The sequence below is a fragment of the Variovorax sp. MSC1_012 genome (assembly GCF_023667525.1).
Classification (GTDB): Bacteria; Pseudomonadota; Gammaproteobacteria; order Burkholderiales; family Burkholderiaceae_C; genus Variovorax; species Variovorax beijingensis_B.
In genome coordinates, this window is the sequence record NZ_JAMOZJ020000002.1 from 566,447 (window position 1) to 585,257 (window position 18,811).

An 18,811-nucleotide genomic window follows, 5' to 3' on the forward strand; every position below is an offset into this window, starting at 1 on the left:
TAGAGGGCCAGTTGGCTGCGCCGTTGGCATCGCGCGTTGCACGCGACCCCACCCGCCCTCACTCCGCCTGGATCCCCGCCTCCTTCACCACCCTGCCCCACTTGGCAAGGTCGGACTTGATCAGTGCGGCATACGCCTGCGGCGTGCCGCCCTGTACCTCGATGCCGGCAGCCTCCAGTTTCGCCCGTACGTCGGGCAGCTTGAGCGCCGCGTTGATCTCGGCATTCAGCTTGGCAATGATGGCCTTGGGCGTTCCGGCCGGCGCCAGGAACCCGCCGTTCGTGTTGGCGTCGTAGCCCTTCAATCCCTGCTCGTCCGCGGTCGGCACTTCGGGCAGCGAGCTTGTCCGCTTGCGCATCGACACCGCCACGGCGCGCACGTTGCCGGCCTTCACCTGCGGCTGGATGGCACTGATGGTGTCGATGAAGAGCGCGGTGCGTCCGGCCAGCAGGTCCGGATGCGCGGCGGACGAGCCCTTGTAGGGCACCAGCAGCATCGGCGCGCCGCTGGCCATGCGGAACATCTCGGCCGCCATTTCCTGCGCGCTGCCGCGGCCGGAGGTGGCAACCTTGGCCTCGTCCGGATGGGCCTTCATCCACGCCACCAGCTCGGGCAGCGTCCTGGCCGGCAGTTGCGGGTAGATGGCGAACACCAGCGGAACCTCGTGGCTGTAGACGATGGGCTCGAAGCTTTTTTCCGGATCCCAGCCGAGGTTCTTAAACAGGAACTTGTTGATGTTGTGGCTGCCGCCCACGATGCCGATCGTGTAGCCATCGGGCGCCGACCTGGCGAGAACGTCCGTGCCGAGGTTGTTGGAAGCGCCGGGCCTGTTGTCGACGATCACCGGCTGGCCCATCGACACCGCGAGCTTGTCGCCCACGACGCGGGCGATGGTGTCGATCGCGCCGCCCGGCGGCGCGGGCACGACGATCTTGATGGCGCGCGCCGGGTAAGCCGCCTCGGCCGATGCGGTGATCGGCATCGCAGCCAGCGACGCCGAGACTGCAAGGATCTTGATCAGGGATATGAGCTGCATGGATGTCTCCTCTTGGGGGTGGGTCTGTCGTCTCTTTTGAAAGGCCGGCTCGTCGCGTTCGCTCGAGCGTGATCTTGGTGCGGGCACGGCCGCTGCGCCGCGAGCGCAGGGCTCAGGTGGTCAGGCTCATGGCCGGGCGCTCGCCTGCCAGGGCCTGGGCAATGCTGGCCAGCACCATCTCGGCCATGGCAGTGCGGGTCTCCCAGGTGGCGCTGGCGCGGTGGGCCTGCAAGGTCACGCGCTCGGACTGGCGCAGCGCCGGCGGCACGCGTGGTTCGTCGACGAACACGTCCAGCCCCGCGCCCGCAATGCGGCCCTCAACCAGCGCTTGCGTGAGGTCGGCCTCGTTGACGAGCCGGCCGCGCGCGACATTGACCAGGAAGCCGCGCGGGCCCAGCGCGTCGAGCACGGCCGCATCGACGATGCCTTCGGCCCGGTCCGCGGCTGCGCACAGCACCAGCGCATCCGATTCGCGCGCCAGGTCCACCAGGCTCGGCATGAAGCGGTACGCGACATCTTCCATGGCACGCAGGTCGGTGTAGCGGATGGCACAACCGAAGGCAGCCGCCCGCACCGCGACGGCGCGGCCCACCCGGCCCATTCCGACGATGCCTATGCGCATGCCGCTGAAGCGGCGGGCAAGCGGAATGGCGCTGGGCTGGGGATGGAACTCCCACTGGCCGTCCCGCACGAACCGGTCGCCCGCACACAGGTTGCGGCAGGCCGCGATCAGCAAGCCGATGGCGAGGTCGGCCACATCTTCGGTGAGCGCACCCAGCGTTGCGGTGACGGGCAGGCCCCGCTCCCGGCAGTACGCCAGGTCCACAGCGTCGGTGCCGACGCCATTGACGGCCACCACCTTCAGGCTGGGCAACTGCTCCAGCATCGCGCGCGAAATGCCGGTGTGCCCGCCGGTGATCACGGCGTCGATCGACGCGCCGTGTTCACGCAGCCAGCCCTCTGGATCGGGCAGCTCGAAGTGCTTGTGCACGGCGTAGAGCGAGGCAAGCTTGTCGTTGATCGCGGGGATCAGGATCGGATTGAGTTGAAGGACTTGGGGTTTCATATTCGCCGCTCGAGCGTTCGTCACAGAGCTGGGCGCATGCTATTAATAGATTGACATATAGGTCAATCTTGATACATATAATCAATACAAACCGACTCCGACGACCTGCCCATGGCTTCCTGGATTTCAATGACCGAGGCGTGCAAGCTCCTGGGTGTGCAGCCCCAGACGATCTACGCGTACGTGAGCCGCGGCAAGCTCGAGGTCATGCCCGATCCGGCCGACACGCGGCGCAGGCTCTACCGCGCCGAGGACGTGGCCGGCCTGGCCAAGCGCAAGCAGGCCGGCCGCAAGCACGAGACGCTGGCCGCCAACACGCTGTTCGGGTCGGAGCCCAGCATTCCGACGGCCCTGTGCGCGTTCTCCCGCGGGCGGCCGTACTACCGGGGCCGGGATGCCGTGCGCATGGCCCGGACCGCCACGCTGGAGGATGCGGCTCTACTGTTGTGGGGCGCCGAACATGCCGTCGATTTCGCTTGCATGGCGTCCCTGCGTTCCGGCAAGCCGGGCCGAGGCGCGGCCTTCACCGCCTTGGCGAACCTGGCAGCCGCCGGCCATTCCACCGGGGGGCGCCTGACGCGGGTGCTGCATGCCGAAGGCCAGGACCTGGTGGGCCGGCTGGCCAACGCGTTCGGTGCGTCACCGGGCCACGAAGCGCTGCATCTTCGCTTTGCAAGAGGATGGAAGCAGCCCGCCAAGGTGGCCGATCTGCTGCGAACGGCCCTGGTGCTCCTGGCCGATCACGAGCTGACCAGTTCGGCCTTTGCCGCGCGCATTGCCGCTTCGACCGGCGCCTCGCTGCCCGCATGCCTGCTGGCCGGATTGACCACCCTCTCCGGCCCCTTGCACGGCGATGCCTCGGGCCGCGTGCGCGCGCTGTTCAGCGAGGTGGAGCGGCTGGGGGAAGACCAGGTGCTGGCCCACCATCTCTCGAACGGCTTGTCGCTGGCTGGATTCGGCCATCACCTCTACCCCGGCGGCGACCCGCGTGCGGCCGCGTTGCTGGCCTTGTTCGAGCCTCCCAAGGTGATCGCGCGCTTCATCGCAAAGGTGACCAAGCTGACCGGCTTGCAGCCCAACATCGACGTCGCGCTGGCCGCCATGGCCGCTCACCATCGGCTTCCTGCCGATGCGGCCTTTGGCCTGTTCGCAACCGCGCGCAGCGTCGGGCTGCTGGCGCACAGCCTGGAGCAGCTCGGCACAGCGCAGGTGATCCGCCCGCGCGGGCGCTATGTGGGACCGGTGCCCGAGGCGCTTGGCGCGTAGCTGCCCGTACTTTCCGGCCAGGCCGTCAGCACTTCATATCCCTCGGGGGTGACGGCCACCATGTGTTCCCACTGGGCAGACAGCGACCGGTCCTTGGTCACGACGGTCCACCCGTCGGGCAATTGCCTGATCTCGCGCTTGCCTGCATTGAGCATCGGCTCGATGGTGAAGACCATCCCCGGCTCCAGCTCAAGGCCTTCCCCGCGCTGCCCGTAGTGCAGCACTTGCGGTTCGTCGTGGTAGATCCGGCCGATGCCATGTCCGCAGTACTCGCGCACCACGCTGAATTGCTCCCGGTGAGCGACCGACTGGATCGCATGGCCGATATCGCCCAGCCTCGCTCCAGGCCTGACTTGCCGGATTCCGGCCAACATGGCCTCGTAGGTCGTCTCCACCAGGCGCCGAGCCAGCACGCTGGGCGCGCCGACGAAGTACAAGCGGCTGGTGTCGCCGAACCAGCCGTCCTTGATGACTGCGACATCGATGTTGATGATGTCGCCCTTCTTCAGGATCTTGGTCGGAGACGGGATGCCATGGCAAACCACCTGGTTGACGGAGGTGAGGATGGTTTTGGGATACCCCTGGTATCCCACGTTGGCTGGAATGGCGCCCTGCACGTTCACGATGTGGTCGTGGCAGATCCGGTCGAGCGTCTCCGTGTTCACTCCCGGCACCACGTAGGGCTCGACCATCTGCAGTACCTCCGCGGCAAGCCTGCCGGCGCGCCGCGCCATCTCGAGTTCCTCGGCGGACTTGATGGGAATGCCGTGCGCCACTAGTGTTTTCCGGTCGACGATCCGCGGGGCTTGCCGGGCTGGGTAGTGACGGCCGCGGCAATGTCCAGGCCGCCCGCGAGTTCAGCCTGAATCAGCAATTGGCAGATTTCGCGGTAGTCCAGTTCCGGATGCATCTCGGTCAGCATGCCGACCCTCATCCAGTGCTCTGCCTGCGCATTGATGGACCTGCTCAGCGCGTTGCCCGCCACCCGCAGGTTCTCATGCATCAGGTCCGAAATTTTCACGATGCCCATCGCTTGCCCTTATATGAAACGTACATGTATTGTATATATTTCGTATAGCCACTGGAATTGACCGGACGGATAAGCTCGACGAGCCCGCGGACGGCGCGTCCTTGGCAGAAACCGCGGCTTCATTGGCATTGCCGCGCGGCCCTGCAATTCCTAGACTCGCTCTCTTCGCCCACGCCTGCAGGAGACGCAGCATGTCAAAGCTTCGATTCAGGATCTCGATGTCACTGGACGGTTTCGTCGCCGGTCCGAGCCAGAGCTTGCGGGAACCGCTCGGCATCGGCGGCGAGCAATTGCACGAGTGGGTGGTCCCGCTCGAGGCCTGGCGGCGGCCACATGGCACGGATGGCGGCGTGGTGAACGAGAGCGCGCCCGTGATGGAAGAGGAACTTGCCAACATCGGCGCGACCATCATGGGCCGCAACATGTTCGGAGGCGGTCCGGGTCCGTGGAACAAAACGGATCCCTGGAACGGCTGGTGGGGCCGCAATCCGCCGTTTCATCACCCGGTGTTCGTGCTCACGCATCACGCGCGCGACCCGTTGGTCATGGAGGGCGGCACGAGCTTCACGTTCGTGACTGACGGCATCGAGAGTGCGCTGGATCAGGCCCGCCGCGCGGCGGGCAAAAAGGACGTAGCGCTCGCGGGCGGCGCGCTCGCTGCGCAGCAATACCTGAAGGCCGACCTGGTCGACGAAATGCAGCTTCACCTCGTTCCGACCTTGCTCGGCGGTGGCGAGCGCCTGTTCGACGGCGTCGAAGCCCTGCATGCCCTCGCGATGGTGAAAACGGTGGCGGCGCCGAACGTGATTCACCTGAAATTTACGAGAAAGTAAAAGCGTGCGATGCAGTCCCTTGCTGCAGGCAGAGCTCGGGCCTTATGTGCCTTTTTTCTCCTCTGGGCAGCCACACGGCGCCTGAGCCAACCACCTGCGGCTGATGCTGACGAGTAGCCGCGTTCGGCCACAGCAGGCGCTCGCAAAGGGCGGCTTTCCGGTGTTCCACTTGATCACGAGACGAGGCTTCGACGCAACTCATCGAGCAACCATCGTCCCGCGAAGCCGAGCGCACGATCACGCCGGTGCGCCGCGTAGATCGTCAGTCCTTCGGGCGGCGTTGGATCTTCGTGAACCTCGATCGCGGTGAGCTCCCCGGCGGCGATCAACCTCGCCACGAGGTGCTCGGGCATGCGGCACCAACCGAATCCCGCCAAAAGAAAATCGAGTCGACGACCGAGATCGACAAATCGCCAAAGTCGGGTGCTGGCCACGCCGTAATTTGCGCTGCCCGGGTCGACTGGATCCGACAGGACCAATTGGACGTGCGGCGCGAGGTCGCTCTCTGTCGCCGGACGGCCCAACGAGGCGAGAGGGTGGCCGGGCGAGACGACTGCGCGCATTGGAGCGCGCAGCAACGGATAGGCGGCAATGTCCTCAGGGACGCCAGGCAGCAGCAAGCACAGGGCAATGGCCGCCGAACCACCACGAAGCCGCCGCAATGAACCGCCCAGCCCTTCGGTCGAAAAATGCACCGGGAGATCGGGAAAGGTTTCGCTCAGCGTGCGCAAGCTGTCAATCAACGGTGCGGTCGGCACCAGGGGATCGATCGCGATCGTCAACTCTGGCTCTACACCCGCCCGCGTGCTGGCCGCAACGGCCTCGAAACGAGTGGCGCTTGCAAGCACCAACCGGGCTTGATCTACCAACACCCGACCCACATCGGTCAGACGGGGGCGGTGCCCCCGGCGGTCGAACAGTTCGACGCCTTGGATCCCCTCGAGATTGGCGACGGCTTGGCTGATCGCCGACTGCGCGCGCCTGAGTTCGCGGCCGGCGGCTGAAAAACTGCCTGCGTCGGCGATGGCTACGAGGACCCGCAACTGGTCGAGGGTAAGACTGTCGATCATTTTCCATCTCTAAAACAGATGGAAAGTATCAGATTTTTATCGCTTCCGCTGAAGCAGCGTGGCGCCTAGATTGCCGCCACGCGCCACTTATTGCCCTGCGCGGCGAGCTGCTGAAGCTTTTTCAGCCCATCCATCGGCAGCCCGCGTATCGCTCACCCATTCCGAAAGAAAGAAACCTCCGATGACCCAGCTTCTCGTTGTCGAGACCAGCCCACGCGGCGACCAGTCCGTCTCGCGTCAAATGACCCAACGCTTCCTCACGACATGGCGCACCGTGAATCGGGGAGGTCACATCGTGCATCGCGATCTCGCCGATACCGGGCTCTCGTTCGTCACGGCGCCCTGGCTCCAAGCCTACTTCACGCCGCCCGCAGATCAATCGCAAGCGATGAAGGAGGAGCTTCGACTGTCCGATGAACTGGTCGCCGAACTACTCGCAGCCGAGCACCTTGTCATCTCGACGCCGGTCTACAACTACAACGTCCCGGCCTCGCTCAAGGCGTGGGTGGATCACATCGTCCGCAAGGGCGCGACGCTCGGCTTCGACAACCGAGGTCTTGTCAAGGGCAAGAAGGCGACCCTGCTGCTCGCCTCCGGTGGCGTCTATACCGAGGGATCGCCCATCCAGGATCGCGACATCGCGACGCAATACCTTCGGCTCATCCTCGGCGTTATCGGCATCGGGGACGTCACCGTGGTGGCGGGCGGCGGGGCGAAAGCCGTCGACCTGCATGAGCAGACGATGGATGGATTCCTTGCCGCGCTGCAGCCGCAGATCGACCGCGCTGCGAGAGTTGAAATCACCCGCCAATCCTGAGCCTCGCCGGACGGCAGGGCTTTGCAGGCACACATCACTGTGCCTGTGCCGTTCATGGACCCTCAGCACATCACACCTGCCGTACTGGACCGAGCGCAACACGCGTTGAATCGAGTCGCCGCCTTCTCCTTTTCATTGAACAGGGTGGCGCCCTTCCCAGCGACCGCATATCTTGTGCCGGAACCTCCCGAGCCGTTCATCGCCATGACCAAGGCGCTCGTGGACGTCTTTCCTGATTTCCAGCCCTACGGAAGGGAACACGAAGGAGTGGTTCCGCACCTTACTGTTGCCCATGGGGATCCGTCCAAGCCCGATGCGGCCGCTGCTGAGTTGCAGAGGCGGCTAGATTCATTTAGCGGCATCAAGGCGAATTGCGCTTCGGTCGTGTTGATTGAAAATTCAACAGGCCGTTGGGAAAAGTTGCATGTCTTCCATCTGGCTCCGGCCGATATCCGACCGCGAACGAAACGGCTATGAGAAAGATCCACAATGGCCATCCGCCGTAGGAACCGAAGAAAATAAAAGCAAGAACAGAAGCAACTGTGCCAAAGCCCATGACGGCAAACTTGAGGAAATTTCGCCTCTCTCGGATGTAGTTACCTGAACGAATAAGCAGGTCTCCCATTTGCAACCTCTCAATGTTCAATGTGATGAAGCCTCCTCGGCTTCATGGGCGTCCGGTTCAGCCCTGATCGCACGTCGACAGCCAGATTCGGCCTCTACGCCAGTCGTTCGTTTGGTGGGCCTTTGCTTTCACTTGTTCATTCCAAGTAGTCAATGAACTGCGGGATCACCTCGCGCAGGACGCGGATTTCCTCCGTGGGAATGCTGCGTGACTCCAAGTCGAAATGGATGAAGGTGCCATAAGGCGTGCCGCATCCTCGCGTCAGCAGCCGGCCGTAGTACGACTCGACCATGCCGACATAAGGTCGGCTCGTCAGGCGCTGATCCTCGGAGGCATGGCTGGTCACGAACTCGCCGTGCTCGAGGGCGTACTGGCAGAAGCTCTTGCCCAGAGGCACCACCTTCAGCCAGGTGCGATATTCAGAGTCGCGGTCGAAGGCATGCGCCGCGCGCATCACGTCGCCGTTCAATTTGTAGATCGCCGTGAACCGATAGGACGTCCTATCGTTGAGCAGGGCCAGCGCCGGAACGATCCCGCGGCTGGCAAGAAGGCTACGAACGGCCGCAGCGGGCACTGGCAAGTCGACGTCGAGCATAGGTACCTTGGTTGGGGCGTGTGGGGCGCGAATCTTACGTAATTCTTACTGTGCTCCGGAACAGGGTTTGACCCTCATCTTGTCAACGCAAACCCTAAGAGTGCCCCGCGAATCTCGCGGCTCTGCATCTTCGATGACAGACGCTTCGGAAGCGCGCGCGCCCCCCCCGGGCCGCCTCCTACTGCCCGACCGGGATGGCGCGGCCGCGCGCGCCGGCCGCCGGAAAGGCAGAATGCGGCCAACCGCTGAAATCGGCCAGGAGCTGTCTTTTTCAAAGGCGCCCTGCAGCACCCGAACAGGGGCCCTCGCTCCACGGCTTACGTGAACATTCACCCGAGTAAACTCCGCGGCTTTTCGTTTCTGTCGAGGAGCGACTTGCGATGGCTGTCTTGGACACCGGCCCTTACTTCCACGGAACGCGCGCGGACCTCCAGGTGGGCGACCTGCTCGCCGCAGGCTTCCGCTCAAACTACGACGGCGACGTCGTGATGAATCACATCTACTTCACCGCCTGGCCCAAAGGCGCCGGGCTGGCTGCGGAAATGGCGAAGGGCGACGGTCGTCGCCGCGTCTACATCGTCGAACCGACAGGCGCCTTCGAGGACGACCCCAACGTCACCGACAAGAAGTTTCCGGGCAATCCCACACGCTCATACCGCAGTCGGGAGCCGCTTCGTATCGTCGGCGAACTGGAGACCTGGGAACTCTTTGACACGGAATACATTCTGCAGTTGAGGGAGCGCGTACGCGCAGGCATGGGAGAGATCATTAACTGAATCACGCCTGCCGATGCCGCGCAGGATAGCGATCGGGAAAAACTGGGATGTTGGCCGCTTTGGGAGTTGCAGCTGCGCGGCTGAATTCGGCCACATGCAATCATTCAGCCAGTTGCGACTGGTCCCGCGAGACCGGTCGTTCGCGGCGCATGCCAATCTAGAAGCCTTCGAGAATGCCTCCATCAACTGAAGCCCTGCAACGATTGAGCGACTTCGCCTCTGGCAAAACCCCGGTGTCCGAGTTCGAGCAACAGCTCAATAACGATTCGGACATTGAAACCTTGCTCTCGGCAGAGAGCGCTCCTCGATTTTGCCAAACGGGGACGACGCTGTTCCACTACCTGATCGGGCTCGACCTCAGCGACCCGGGCCACGTGCTCAACGCACAGGACGTACTGGTCTCGTTGCTCCAGAAGCACGGAGTGGAGACGGCGCTGGCCGGGGCCGCAACGGCGGAATATGCGCTGCTGCTCGATGCCCAGCCGCGCTGGCTCGACGCGGACGTCAAGTTCCTTGCCTCGTTACTCGATGCCGCGCCACCCCTGCCTTCCAAACAGAGAAAGGCATGGCTGCGTCAGAGAATCTTGGAACTGTTTAAGTACGCCAAGCAGCCCCCGCGCTGGTTGCAGGCTCCAGCGTGGCCCGTCGGAGATGCTGGCCCTTTGGTCTTCTTGGGACAGTTTCCTGTGGCCGACTACTTTCATGACGAGGCGGCGGTGTATGTTTTCCATGACCCGGCGAAGGACGCGTTCACAACATTCGTTCAGCTCTGCTGAGCTCGCGGCATGAGGACAATCACCAAGACGCCTCCTCGCGGCCAACAGCAGTCATTCGACACGACCACAGACCCATCAGAAGAAGCCAACGACACTATGAAATGGGCATTCGATCAGCCCCGCAACTGCGTAACGGTCTTCTCAAAAAGCGTCTTGAATCGTAGTCGACCGATCCTGCTGGTTTCACATGATGAGGACGATCACGGATGGCAGTTTCTGGACGGAGTAAGCGAGGAGTTGGAAGACGTTGCGCTTGCCGGTCTCGGCCATGTCCTGGAAATCGATCCGGCGATAGTTGAGCTCGCCAAGCTTGCGCCCGGATTCCAGGCCAGGCGTGTGGGTCCTGACGAGAAGTGGGTCATCGAACGAACGCCGCCCGATGAGGACGATGACTGAGCTATCCGCCCCCTCATGTGGCGAGCGTCTTTTTTAAGATGACGGCCACCGGCCAAGACCGGACTTTCGCAGTTGCGGCAGAATTCGGCCACTTGAACTCAGGCGATAGGCCAGATGACGCGGCGTTCCACAACTCCTTGGAAGAAGAGTCGAACCTATGGCGACCTGTATGGAGGCCGAACTCGCCGGAGCTTGACTGACAACATCTTTGCTCGCGCGCACTCGCTGCAACGCCCTGTCGACGGGCAACGCTTGCCCGTGCTCCTGCAGGACAATCCTTCGCGCGACTATGTGTTTCCAGTCAGCGTAGAAGAAGTAGCAGCGGCGCTGGAGCGTCTGCCGGCACAGCACCGCGAGGGCATCACTCATATCTGGCTGCGGAAGCGTGCGCGTCGCCATGGAGGGCCAGATGAATCGCTCGCGGAGTTCATTTGTGGCAGTGGCGTGCGCGTAGTTGTTCTGTACGCTTGGCCTGCAGATGGCGTCTTACCCTTGGGAAAACGACAGCCCCCACGAGGCGGCGTTGCACACTTCATTCGATACGGAGGTGTGCTGCGGCGAATGCGCGACTCTTGGGCGATTTCTTTCGAAATAGCAGGACTGCGTCGCTTCTATCTCGAGCACCTGCTATGCCACGAGGTCGGGCACCACGTGGATTGGTACACCCGTATGTGGAGCAAGGCGAACTCCAAGGAAGTTGAGGCAGCCGCGGACCAATATGCCTATGCTTGGGGTCCCCTCGTCGGTGGCCATCTTTGAGCCCGTGAGGTCGTCCTATCGAGCTGCGTTCGATCGCGGCTGACCCTCATCAGTTGAGGCGAATCTCTACCGGTGATGCTGGCAAGCTGCTCGACCGTCCTGTCCGCAAGTTCGGCACGGCCAGGACCAGACATTCGAACTTTAATGCTGAAGGTTGCTTGATATGGAATTGAGCGGCAAGAGCATCATCCAGGGCTTCTTCTTACTCGCCTGCGCGACACTACTCGCTCTGTTGTTCTTCGGCGCCTGGGTGCTCAAGAAGGTGCTGCCCGAGGAACATCTGATGAAGAGCAGGCTGTCGCCTGAAAGGCTACTGCATATCGCAAAGATTCTCGCAGCAACACTGATCGCGGCATACTTTGTCGGCGCAGCAATCTTGTATGGTTAGGCTGGATGCGGCCAGGAGCGGTCATATAAATCAACCGGTCGTCCATGACGAAATTAAGCGGGGGCGATGAATTGATGCAGACAAAGGGTGCTGCCGTCAAAGGCGTGATAGCAGCTTGGAGCAAGCTTCTCGAGTGGGAGCCAGCGGCACTGTTTCGGGGCACGGTTTTCCGATGTAATGCGGTATGGCCCTACGAAAACATCGTCGATTTCATGCTCGTTGAGATTCCGGATTCGCCAAGTGGACTCTCTGTCATCGTAGTCACCGGATACAAGGCGGGCTTGGTCCTTGTTCATCTGCCGGCAGAGGCAAGATCTGAAGCGAATGCTCGAGCCTTGTCCACGGCATGGGTGATCGAGAACTGGAGCAGATGGATTTATCCAGAGTGTCCGGCCGAGTTGGTTCAGGTGATTCAAAACTACCCTGCCGAGGTTCGTGTTGAAGGAGCGCCCTCATCACCATCAAGAGACCTGAAACTTTAACTTGGATCGGACTGCCTGCCTCCGGCCAATTGCGGTCATAGACCAGCAGGTTGCGATTCAATCCACGCGCATGACTACTGCTAAATTCTTGATCTGAGTCGAACCCCGAAAGCTGCCCATGCGTATTCGTCTGCCAGTTGTAGCTCTTGCAATAGCCGCCTCGCTGCCAGCGATCACCTGGGCTGCTTTCAAGCCAATACGGGTTCTCGCCCCCCAGCTTGTAGGGCTGACCTGTACAGCCGACAACGTCTGTGTAGATGACATGGCCAAGCTTCCAGAAGCAGTAGCTTTGAAGGCCGACGCTCTGAGCTTCGTGGCCGAGCGCGTAGATCGGATTGGCAAAGTGCCGCGCTTTGTATTCTGTTCGCAGCAGGCCTGTGCTGAAAGCTTCGGATTCAAGTACCAAGGCGCGTATCACGTTGGCACCTCTGGGGTCGTGATCGGGCCGCGAGGTTGGCGACCTTTTTTTGTGCGACACGAGGTTATCCATCACGTTCAAATGGAGAACATTGGGAGCGTTCACGCTCTGCTCTTCACGCCGGAGTGGTTTATTGAAGGAATGGCGTACTCGCTCAGTGAAGATCCGCGAAGGCCGTTGCCGGAGCCCTTGGAAGGGTGGCGCAGCAAGTTCGAGGCGTGGTATCCGGCTCTGAGAAAAGAAGAGCTCTGGGACGTTGCTCGCGGGCTCTGACCGAGCGGAACTTCCTCCCACCTTCTCAGTTGACCGGCTGCTTTGTGGCGAAGCAAGAGACCGCTTCGGGCCTCCTCGCGAAGGCGGAGCCACCGGCTAAAGTCGGCCAAAAGCGGTCGCCGGCCATTGAGGCAGAATTCCCTCAAGTGGCACGCCAACTCGCACTGATGTCGAAATCCATTCCAACTATTGTTCGCGCGGCGACCGTCGACGATGCGCCTGCGGTGAGCAGGGTGATCTTGGACGCGCTCCGCCAAAGCAACGCCAAGGACTACTCGCCTGAGGTGATCGAAAGAGTCGGGGCCAGTTTCAGCCCCTTGGCATTGCTGAACCTATTCGAGCAGCGTGAGGTGTTTGTTGCCGTCTACGACGAGCGGATTGTTGGCACAGCAAGCTTGGACGGGCGTGCGGTGCGTACCGTGTTCGTGGCCCCGGAAGTTCAGAGACGAGGCGTCGGGCGGCGCCTCATGGAAGTGGTTGAAGATGCGGCTAGAAAGGCAGGCATCGAAGTCTTGGTCGTTCCCTCTTCTGTGACTGCAGAGCAGTTCTACGCGGACCTCGGCTTCAAGGCCGTGCGCGACTCCTTCCATGGCGAGGAGCGAACCATCATCATGGAACGCGCCTTGATGGAGCTGAGGCGGGACCGGGACGATGGCGAATGAAAGCAAGGCGCCGACGGCTGCCGCCGGCCAAGACCGGACATTCTTGGTCACCTGCCGATTCGCCCTCAACGCCGAAAGCATGGCCACCCACGCTGACCTTAACATCGCCGAGATTCCCAGCGAATCAGGAGCCATCCGATCTCTCTCGATATGCGCTTTTGGCGATGCGCGCCCGCTGACCATCTGCCGGCAGCAGTCGGCCGACCGCTGGAGCTAACGAAGACCAACCGCTAGAGACAAGCGCGCGTCGAGCCGACGGTCGCTTTTGCGTTGCTCACACACGCTCTTTTTGGCGAGTAAAGAGAAAGACTTAAAAAAAAGGTGACCGGGAAACTGTGGAAAGTGCAACCAAATAGCGTGCAAACTTTTCACCAGGGTTGTGGAACACGATCGGCTGACTAAGTTGCATGGCTAGGCAGTCGCCCTTTTCAAGACGCCAGTTTTTCTCACCAAGAGATAACTCCATTGTTCCATCGAGCAACCATACTTGCTGATAGATGTCGGCGTCGTGCACTGCTGAATCGAGCGGTAGACGCTGACCAGGAGGAAAAAGTACCTCTACCATTTGAAGCGGCGAACACGCAGGTGGGGAGAGCCTCCTGCGTACATAGCCCGAAGCGGGGTCTTGCCATATTGGTTGGTCGCCCAACCGAATTACAGGTTCGGGTGATCCATTTGAATCTGCACTGTCTTCGAAAAATGAAGCAAGCGCTACGCTTAAACCAATCGCGAGTTTGTCGAGCACTGTGGCGGAGGGACTGCTTTGACCCCGCTCAATCAGCGAAATGTTCGACCGACTGACTCCGGATCGTTCTGCCAACGTCTCGAGTGAGTAGCCGCGCGAGTCGCGTAGCTCACGAAGGCGTAGGGCGATGCGTTTATTGACGTCCATTCCGACAGTTTAATGGAGTTTTCCTCCAATATACAAGATATTCGTTACGGCGCGATGCTCTAGAAGGCACTCGCAGTACTGCAGAATTCCATCAACAGCGGTCACTCGCTATGGCTCCAGAACCTCTTTAGAACTGAACATCGCTCATGCATCCTTCTAGGTTTGAAAGTCGGCGCCTGATGCCCTCGGGCTCCAGAAACTTGTTGCTGCTCTGCCTTAGAACCATCTTGGCGATCGGGACATTCGTATTGGTCGGTGCGGCTCGAGCACAAACCGGCGGCCCCTCGGTTCCAATCGCCTCCAACGTCATCCGAAAGATCGCCGTCAGCGCCGCGGCGGCCGTCGAGCAGAACTACGTCTTCGCAGACCGCGCGGTAGAGATTGCCAAGCACATTCGCAGTAAAGAGAGATCCGGCGGCTATGCGTCCATTCGCACCGCCCAGGAGCTTCGTCTCGAACTGGAGACAGACCTGCGATCCGTGAATGGCGACAAGCACTTGATGGTTTTGTTTGATCCCACCCCCTCGGGGGGCCTCGCATCATCATCGCCTGCCAAGAAAGTCGCCGAAGAAGAGCGACGCTACTATTCGTACTCAAACAATGGCTTCGTCAAGGCTGAGCGGTTGGATGGCAACATCGGCTACCTCGACATCAGAGGTTTTTCCAAGCCGGAGGCCCTTCAAGATGTGACTGCTGCTGCTTTCGGCTTCGTCGCAGGTACCGCCGCACTAGTCATCGACATGCGGCACAACGGGGGCGGTTGGCCGGCCGGGGTGGCCTGGGTGACCAGTTATCTTTTCCGAGATCGAGTTCATCTGAACGATCTCCTACATCGAGAGAACAATCGGATCGAAGCGTTTTGGACGACCCCCAGCGTCCCAGGCCGGAAGTTCATCGAGCGCCCGGTGTACGTTCTTACTAGTAAGGACACCTTCTCTGGAGGCGAGGAATTCGCATACAACCTGCAAGCCTTGAAGCGGGCCACTGTGATAGGAGAGACCACACGCGGGGGTGCTCACCCGGTAAAGCCATTTCGCCTTGGTGAGCACTTTGAGGTATTTGTGCCTTTCGCCCGAGCTGTGAATCCCATCACAAAGGACAACTGGGAGAGCCGCGGGGTACAACCTGACATCGCTGTGCCTGCCGACGCCGCACTGAATCGCGCTCACCTCGCGGCACTGCTGGCGGCGCGGGCAGTTGAACTAGACCCCGTTCTAGCTGCCGACCAAGACCGGGCGATCGCTACGACACGCTCGGCGGCATTGAACTCGGGAAAGAAGTAGACGCTACGGCAGAATTCGGCCAGAAGCTGTCAGTCGACGCCGAAGCCCAATTCGCTCGGAAGCAGACAGTCGGTGCGCTTGCACATCATCCATTTCACTGAAATAAGACATGCCCGATCGTGACGATGCATGGCCCTTCGAGGACGCGTCGAACCTCGCTTGCTTCACCGTGAGGCCCATCATGAATGGGACTGCGCCAATCCTCTACGTCTCCCACGACGATGACGATGGCGCTTGGCAGATGCTCACGAGCGACGCCGCCGATATGTCCCAAGCGATGATTGTGGCGCTTGTGCAGTTGATAGAGCGCGACCGCACGCTTATTGAACTGGCGGACATGCCACTCGGGTGGTCTGCTTCGCGCGAGGATGCGAACTCGCCATGGATACGCCGGGCTAAGTCAGAATCTGCGGTCGACTGAAGCAGCAACATGCGGCCACGAGCAGACATTCAGAACCGCTATTGCAATCGACGAGACAGCATCAAGTACTTGACCAAAAAAGATGAGCTACTACACCCGTCTTGAGCTGCAATGGGACGACGCGGACTACACGCTGGGGACCATCACTCCTGAGATGGTCTCCAGTGCGGCCGTGGATTTCGTCACCCGGAACGAATGGGGACGAGATGTTCTGGATGACTTGCGTGCTTCTGCTGCAGGCGAGGGCTTGGAGCGTCAAGGGTATAACCGGATAGAGGCGGAAGCGTTGGTCGAGATGCTTCGCGAGATTTCCCGAGCGTTCTCAAACGTCACTTTTTTTGCGCGGGGCATCGGCGAAGACATGTTCGATACGTGGATGCGTACCATTCGTGCAGGGGAGATCGTTTCGGAATTGGTCCGTTCGAGCCTTCGGCGTAGAGGGCAACAGTCGGCCAATAGCAGCCTCGCGCTCTAAGTCTCGCCGGAAGCGGACGTTGACGACCTGTAGAAAGGCAAGAAGATCTATGAGCAGCCAGCCAGATTTTTATGAAGACACGAAGCAGATGATTCTGCTGAGGCTGGGCCGGATGTTAGCGCCCGAGGAAGGCGGTTCAATCGCATCTTTTTCAATGTTGACCGAACACCATCTAAGAGAAATGCTGACGATCGGTGAAGCCTCCACTGTGGATGCGGCCGAGTTCATGCTCTTTCTTTGCGCTCCCGAACTCCGGCAGTACGCGATCGGCTTTTCAAAGTCCTTGTTGGAAGGCAAGCTCAGTGCTCGCTCCGTGATAGATCACTTCGAATGGCGCCGAGCGCGTAGAGAAACGAGCGTTTAGGTCTAAACGAGACCGAAGCACCTGTACTGGAAAGACTGCCGTACGAGAGGGTACTTCGGCTTTGCGTCCAAAGCTCCAGAGGCCGCAACCGGCTACAGTCGGCCAGAACCAGCTACTCAAACCAATGAGCCTTCTTCGACCGTTCTTGCAAAGCGAATCGTTACGGATGCAGTTCCCGATCTGCACCGTCGGGGTGCCGGTTTCACAGCTGTCGGCGCAACTGGCAATCCCACTTGAGGACTGGCATGAGCCAGGGATGGGAGAGGTTCGTGGTTTTGGTTGCCACCTTCCGAGCGGAATGATGGTCTTTCTCGACGAGTTTTTATCGGCGACGCAGCTTGGCGCGACTGTTTATGTCGACGCCTTTGCTCTTGCTGGCCGAGATGTCGACGACGTGTTATCGGCCGCTCTCAGCGGGTTAGGACTGCCGCTGTCCTGTGTTACATGGCGCCAGGCAGAGGCAAGTTGGAAGGCCGCTCAAGAAATCGCCAGGACGGCCGGCGCACACTAACCCGAAGGGCAAGATGCGGCCAATACCGGAACTTCGTCGCTGCCGCACAACTGTCGCGACCTGTATTCCGTGTGAGCGCGTGCGTACTAACGGAAGGTCCCTCAACAATCGTGCAGAAGCTGCTATCGGGCGAGGGCGGAGAGGCCCTTCGTCTGTCTTTTAAACCATCATCTCGCGAGGGGAAACCTGGCCTATGAACCTCAAGCCGAAATTCCAGCTCGGCCTGTTCTACAAGGTCCGAAATGGCCGCGAGGACAAGCTTGGCGGACTTGCTTTCGGTTTCCCTGCCGAGCGTTGGCCCACATGTTTCGTATGCGGTCGTCCGCAAAACTTCATAGGCCAATTTCACCACTCGGATGTTCTCAATCTGGGTCAGGAGGGGCGTGCGCTCTACCTATTCCAATGTCCGGATGGGGCTTTGTGCGGGGATTGGGACTATCTTTCTGGCGCGAACGCGGCCGTGATCCTGAATAGGGATGAGCAGACTGGCGTCAGCACGCCATCGCCGGAGGGCGCAGAAGTGGAGCCCGAAGCAATCATTGTTGGGTGGGATGCTACTGAGCCCTCGCCGTGGGACTCTTACCTGGGCGCTCGGCCTTCGTATGGCCCGAATCACCAAGAAGGTTCGGAACCACCTGGTCGATTCTTGGTTCAGTTGGTCGGAACGGTGGCGCCCGAGGGACCTCCTCCATCCCCCGTCGAAACAGGGGCAGAGCATCTGCACTACTGGGGCGGGGAATTCGGTCAGGACCACATGAGGGTAGAGGCACCGCCGAACGAGAGACGCCACTACGGCGCATGGTCAAGAGGTCAGGTGGACCTTCCCGGAAGGCCATCGCAAGTTTTGGTGCGGGAGACCGGTGAATGGTTCTTCGAATGGGCGAATTTCGGAGGCGGTACGGCCTATGTATTCGTCGACGATGAGGCCAAGAAGGCGCTCATGTTCAGCGAACGCTAGCATTCAATGAGCATCCCAGCAACCTACGCAATCGGCCATAACCGGCCGTTCGTGCTGTCGGGCAAAATTCGGCCAAAACCCGACGTTCGGCAACAAGCCACACCACAGAGAGATTTGGGCATGACCACAGACGCTGATATTGCGAGGCGCGCCCTCGACTTTCAAGCTCGCGCGAAGGATTTTCCACTTGTGAGCTTGCCAAGCTATCGGGCGTGGTCAGAGCGCAAGCTTCAGGAAGGAATTTCTGAGGCCCTCATTGCGCATCTCGATGCCATGAGCATGCATCTTCTGCCCGAAGAAGTTCGGGGTGTGACCGAAGACATATTTGAGGAACTCTTGGCCGATTTGCGTGATGCTACAGGGCACACTTGACTCTTGTCGGCCACAACCAGACATTCATTTCGTTGGCCAAAATGAGCCTTGTCCAAACATGAAACGCCGGATTTCGCCTAGCCTGATTGCGCTTGGAGCTATCGTGGCCTTCGGCGTGGTGAGCGTGCTGATTGCCTTTGGTGCTGGCTGGCTTGGCTCGCGCCTAGAGGAGCGATGTCGAACCTATTGCGCGGCGCGAGCGAAGCAAGGTCAGATGGTGCCGATTTATCCCAAGACCATGACAGGCTCCCGCGATGGGGCCACCGA

At 60.7% G+C, this 18,811-nt stretch carries 26 protein-coding genes; 19 read left to right on the plus strand and 7 right to left on the minus strand.

Annotated elements, in window-relative coordinates; genetic code table 11:
• Positions 1-58: 58 nt before the first annotated feature.
• Both L1081_RS28035 and L1081_RS28040 read right to left on the minus strand, forming a co-directional pair.
• On the minus strand, positions 59-1,036 hold the full coding sequence (locus tag L1081_RS28035) for a tripartite tricarboxylate transporter substrate-binding protein (RefSeq protein WP_489417889.1): 978 nt from the start codon (positions 1,034-1,036) through the stop codon (positions 59-61).
• Between the two features lie 112 nt (positions 1,037-1,148).
• Entirely contained in the window at positions 1,149-2,102 is a 954-nt protein-coding gene (locus tag L1081_RS28040) for an NAD(P)-dependent oxidoreductase (protein WP_489417890.1), read from the minus strand.
• Positions 2,103-2,213: 111 nt separating this feature from the next.
• Between L1081_RS28040 and L1081_RS28045 the strand changes: the two genes are divergently transcribed.
• Positions 2,214-3,368 (plus strand): citrate/2-methylcitrate synthase, encoded by a 1,155-nt coding sequence (locus tag L1081_RS28045; RefSeq protein WP_489417891.1) that lies wholly within the window; start codon positions 2,214-2,216, stop codon positions 3,366-3,368.
• Here the strand turns inward: L1081_RS28045 and map are convergent.
• Together map and L1081_RS28055 are read right to left on the minus strand one after the other, a co-directional pair.
• The gene (map, locus tag L1081_RS28050) at positions 3,332-4,144 is read right to left on the minus strand and encodes a type I methionyl aminopeptidase (protein WP_489417892.1); all 813 of its coding nucleotides are present in this window, start codon (positions 4,142-4,144) and stop codon (positions 3,332-3,334) included. The genes L1081_RS28045 and map overlap by 37 nt on opposite strands.
• Complete coding sequence (locus tag L1081_RS28055; RefSeq protein ID WP_489417893.1) at positions 4,144-4,398, minus strand: TA system antitoxin ParD family protein; 255 nt, start codon at positions 4,396-4,398, stop codon at positions 4,144-4,146. Before L1081_RS28055 ends, map begins: the two co-directional genes overlap by 1 nt.
• Positions 4,399-4,589: 191 nt before the next feature.
• Here L1081_RS28055 and L1081_RS28060 point away from each other — a divergent pair, with 191 nt between their 5' ends.
• Positions 4,590-5,231: a dihydrofolate reductase family protein gene (locus tag L1081_RS28060; protein ID WP_489417894.1), complete on the plus strand. Its 642-nt coding sequence runs from the start codon at positions 4,590-4,592 to the stop codon at positions 5,229-5,231.
• Positions 5,232-5,404: 173 nt separating this feature from the next.
• Here L1081_RS28060 and L1081_RS28065 read toward each other — a convergent pair whose 3' ends face one another.
• Entirely contained in the window at positions 5,405-6,301 is an 897-nt protein-coding gene (locus L1081_RS28065) for a LysR substrate-binding domain-containing protein (RefSeq protein ID WP_489417895.1), read from the minus strand.
• Positions 6,302-6,482: 181 nt separating this feature from the next.
• Between L1081_RS28065 and L1081_RS28070 the strand changes: the two genes are divergently transcribed.
• Both L1081_RS28070 and L1081_RS28075 read left to right on the plus strand, forming a co-directional pair.
• Positions 6,483-7,118 carry an NAD(P)H-dependent oxidoreductase gene (locus L1081_RS28070; RefSeq protein WP_489417896.1) on the plus strand — a complete coding sequence of 212 codons (636 nt, stop codon included), beginning with the start codon at positions 6,483-6,485 and terminating at the stop codon, positions 7,116-7,118.
• A 54-nt stretch (positions 7,119-7,172) separates the two neighbouring features.
• A complete protein-coding gene (locus tag L1081_RS28075) occupies positions 7,173-7,595 on the plus strand; it encodes a 2'-5' RNA ligase family protein (protein WP_489417897.1) in 423 nt (140 codons plus the stop codon).
• A gap of 284 nt (positions 7,596-7,879) precedes the next feature.
• On the opposite strand, the gene L1081_RS28080 is transcribed toward L1081_RS28075, so the two are convergent.
• The gene (locus L1081_RS28080; protein ID WP_489417898.1) at positions 7,880-8,338 is read right to left on the minus strand and encodes a hypothetical protein; all 459 of its coding nucleotides are present in this window, start codon (positions 8,336-8,338) and stop codon (positions 7,880-7,882) included.
• A 380-nt stretch (positions 8,339-8,718) separates the two neighbouring features.
• Here L1081_RS28080 and arr point away from each other — a divergent pair, with 380 nt between their 5' ends.
• The 8 genes from arr to L1081_RS28120 all read left to right on the plus strand — a co-directional run bounded on the left by arr (position 8,719) and on the right by L1081_RS28120 (position 13,268).
• Positions 8,719-9,114, plus strand: a complete 396-nt coding sequence (gene arr / locus L1081_RS28085) for an NAD(+)--rifampin ADP-ribosyltransferase (protein WP_489417899.1) — start codon at positions 8,719-8,721, stop codon at positions 9,112-9,114.
• Between the two features lie 203 nt (positions 9,115-9,317).
• Positions 9,318-9,890: a hypothetical protein gene (locus tag L1081_RS28090; protein ID WP_489417900.1), complete on the plus strand. Its 573-nt coding sequence runs from the start codon at positions 9,318-9,320 to the stop codon at positions 9,888-9,890.
• Between the two features lie 9 nt (positions 9,891-9,899).
• A complete protein-coding gene (locus L1081_RS28095) occupies positions 9,900-10,286 on the plus strand; it encodes a hypothetical protein (protein WP_489417901.1) in 387 nt (128 codons plus the stop codon).
• 192 nt (positions 10,287-10,478) lie between these two features.
• Positions 10,479-11,045: a hypothetical protein gene (locus tag L1081_RS28100; RefSeq protein WP_489417902.1), complete on the plus strand. Its 567-nt coding sequence runs from the start codon at positions 10,479-10,481 to the stop codon at positions 11,043-11,045.
• A 163-nt stretch (positions 11,046-11,208) separates the two neighbouring features.
• A complete protein-coding gene (locus L1081_RS28105) occupies positions 11,209-11,433 on the plus strand; it encodes a hypothetical protein (RefSeq protein ID WP_489417903.1) in 225 nt (74 codons plus the stop codon).
• Positions 11,434-11,477: 44 nt separating this feature from the next.
• Complete coding sequence (imm45, locus tag L1081_RS28110; RefSeq protein WP_489417904.1) at positions 11,478-11,915, plus strand: Imm45 family immunity protein; 438 nt, start codon at positions 11,478-11,480, stop codon at positions 11,913-11,915.
• A gap of 118 nt (positions 11,916-12,033) precedes the next feature.
• Entirely contained in the window at positions 12,034-12,606 is a 573-nt protein-coding gene (locus tag L1081_RS28115; RefSeq protein ID WP_489417905.1) for a hypothetical protein, read from the plus strand.
• A 167-nt stretch (positions 12,607-12,773) separates the two neighbouring features.
• On the plus strand, positions 12,774-13,268 hold the full coding sequence (locus L1081_RS28120) for a GNAT family N-acetyltransferase (RefSeq protein ID WP_489417906.1): 495 nt from the start codon (positions 12,774-12,776) through the stop codon (positions 13,266-13,268).
• A gap of 310 nt (positions 13,269-13,578) precedes the next feature.
• Here L1081_RS28120 and L1081_RS28125 read toward each other — a convergent pair whose 3' ends face one another.
• Entirely contained in the window at positions 13,579-14,160 is a 582-nt protein-coding gene (locus tag L1081_RS28125) for a helix-turn-helix domain-containing protein (protein WP_489417907.1), read from the minus strand.
• Positions 14,161-14,387: 227 nt separating this feature from the next.
• Here L1081_RS28125 and L1081_RS28130 point away from each other — a divergent pair, with 227 nt between their 5' ends.
• The 7 genes from L1081_RS28130 (at position 14,388) to L1081_RS28160 (ending at position 18,544) form a co-directional block, all read left to right on the plus strand.
• The gene (locus L1081_RS28130) at positions 14,388-15,443 is read left to right on the plus strand and encodes a S41 family peptidase (protein WP_489417908.1); all 1,056 of its coding nucleotides are present in this window, start codon (positions 14,388-14,390) and stop codon (positions 15,441-15,443) included.
• A 109-nt stretch (positions 15,444-15,552) separates the two neighbouring features.
• Positions 15,553-15,864, plus strand: a complete 312-nt coding sequence (locus L1081_RS28135; RefSeq protein WP_489417909.1) for a hypothetical protein — start codon at positions 15,553-15,555, stop codon at positions 15,862-15,864.
• 82 nt (positions 15,865-15,946) lie between these two features.
• Complete coding sequence (locus L1081_RS28140) at positions 15,947-16,339, plus strand: hypothetical protein (RefSeq protein ID WP_489417910.1); 393 nt, start codon at positions 15,947-15,949, stop codon at positions 16,337-16,339.
• Positions 16,340-16,388: 49 nt separating this feature from the next.
• Positions 16,389-16,703, plus strand: a complete 315-nt coding sequence (locus L1081_RS28145) for a hypothetical protein (RefSeq protein WP_489417911.1) — start codon at positions 16,389-16,391, stop codon at positions 16,701-16,703.
• Positions 16,704-16,827: 124 nt separating this feature from the next.
• The gene (locus tag L1081_RS28150) at positions 16,828-17,214 is read left to right on the plus strand and encodes a hypothetical protein (protein ID WP_489417912.1); all 387 of its coding nucleotides are present in this window, start codon (positions 16,828-16,830) and stop codon (positions 17,212-17,214) included.
• Positions 17,215-17,407: 193 nt separating this feature from the next.
• Positions 17,408-18,172: a hypothetical protein gene (locus tag L1081_RS28155; RefSeq protein WP_489417913.1), complete on the plus strand. Its 765-nt coding sequence runs from the start codon at positions 17,408-17,410 to the stop codon at positions 18,170-18,172.
• Positions 18,173-18,178: 6 nt separating this feature from the next.
• Positions 18,179-18,544, plus strand: a complete 366-nt coding sequence (locus tag L1081_RS28160; protein ID WP_489417914.1) for a hypothetical protein — start codon at positions 18,179-18,181, stop codon at positions 18,542-18,544.
• Positions 18,545-18,811 lie beyond the last annotated feature (267 nt).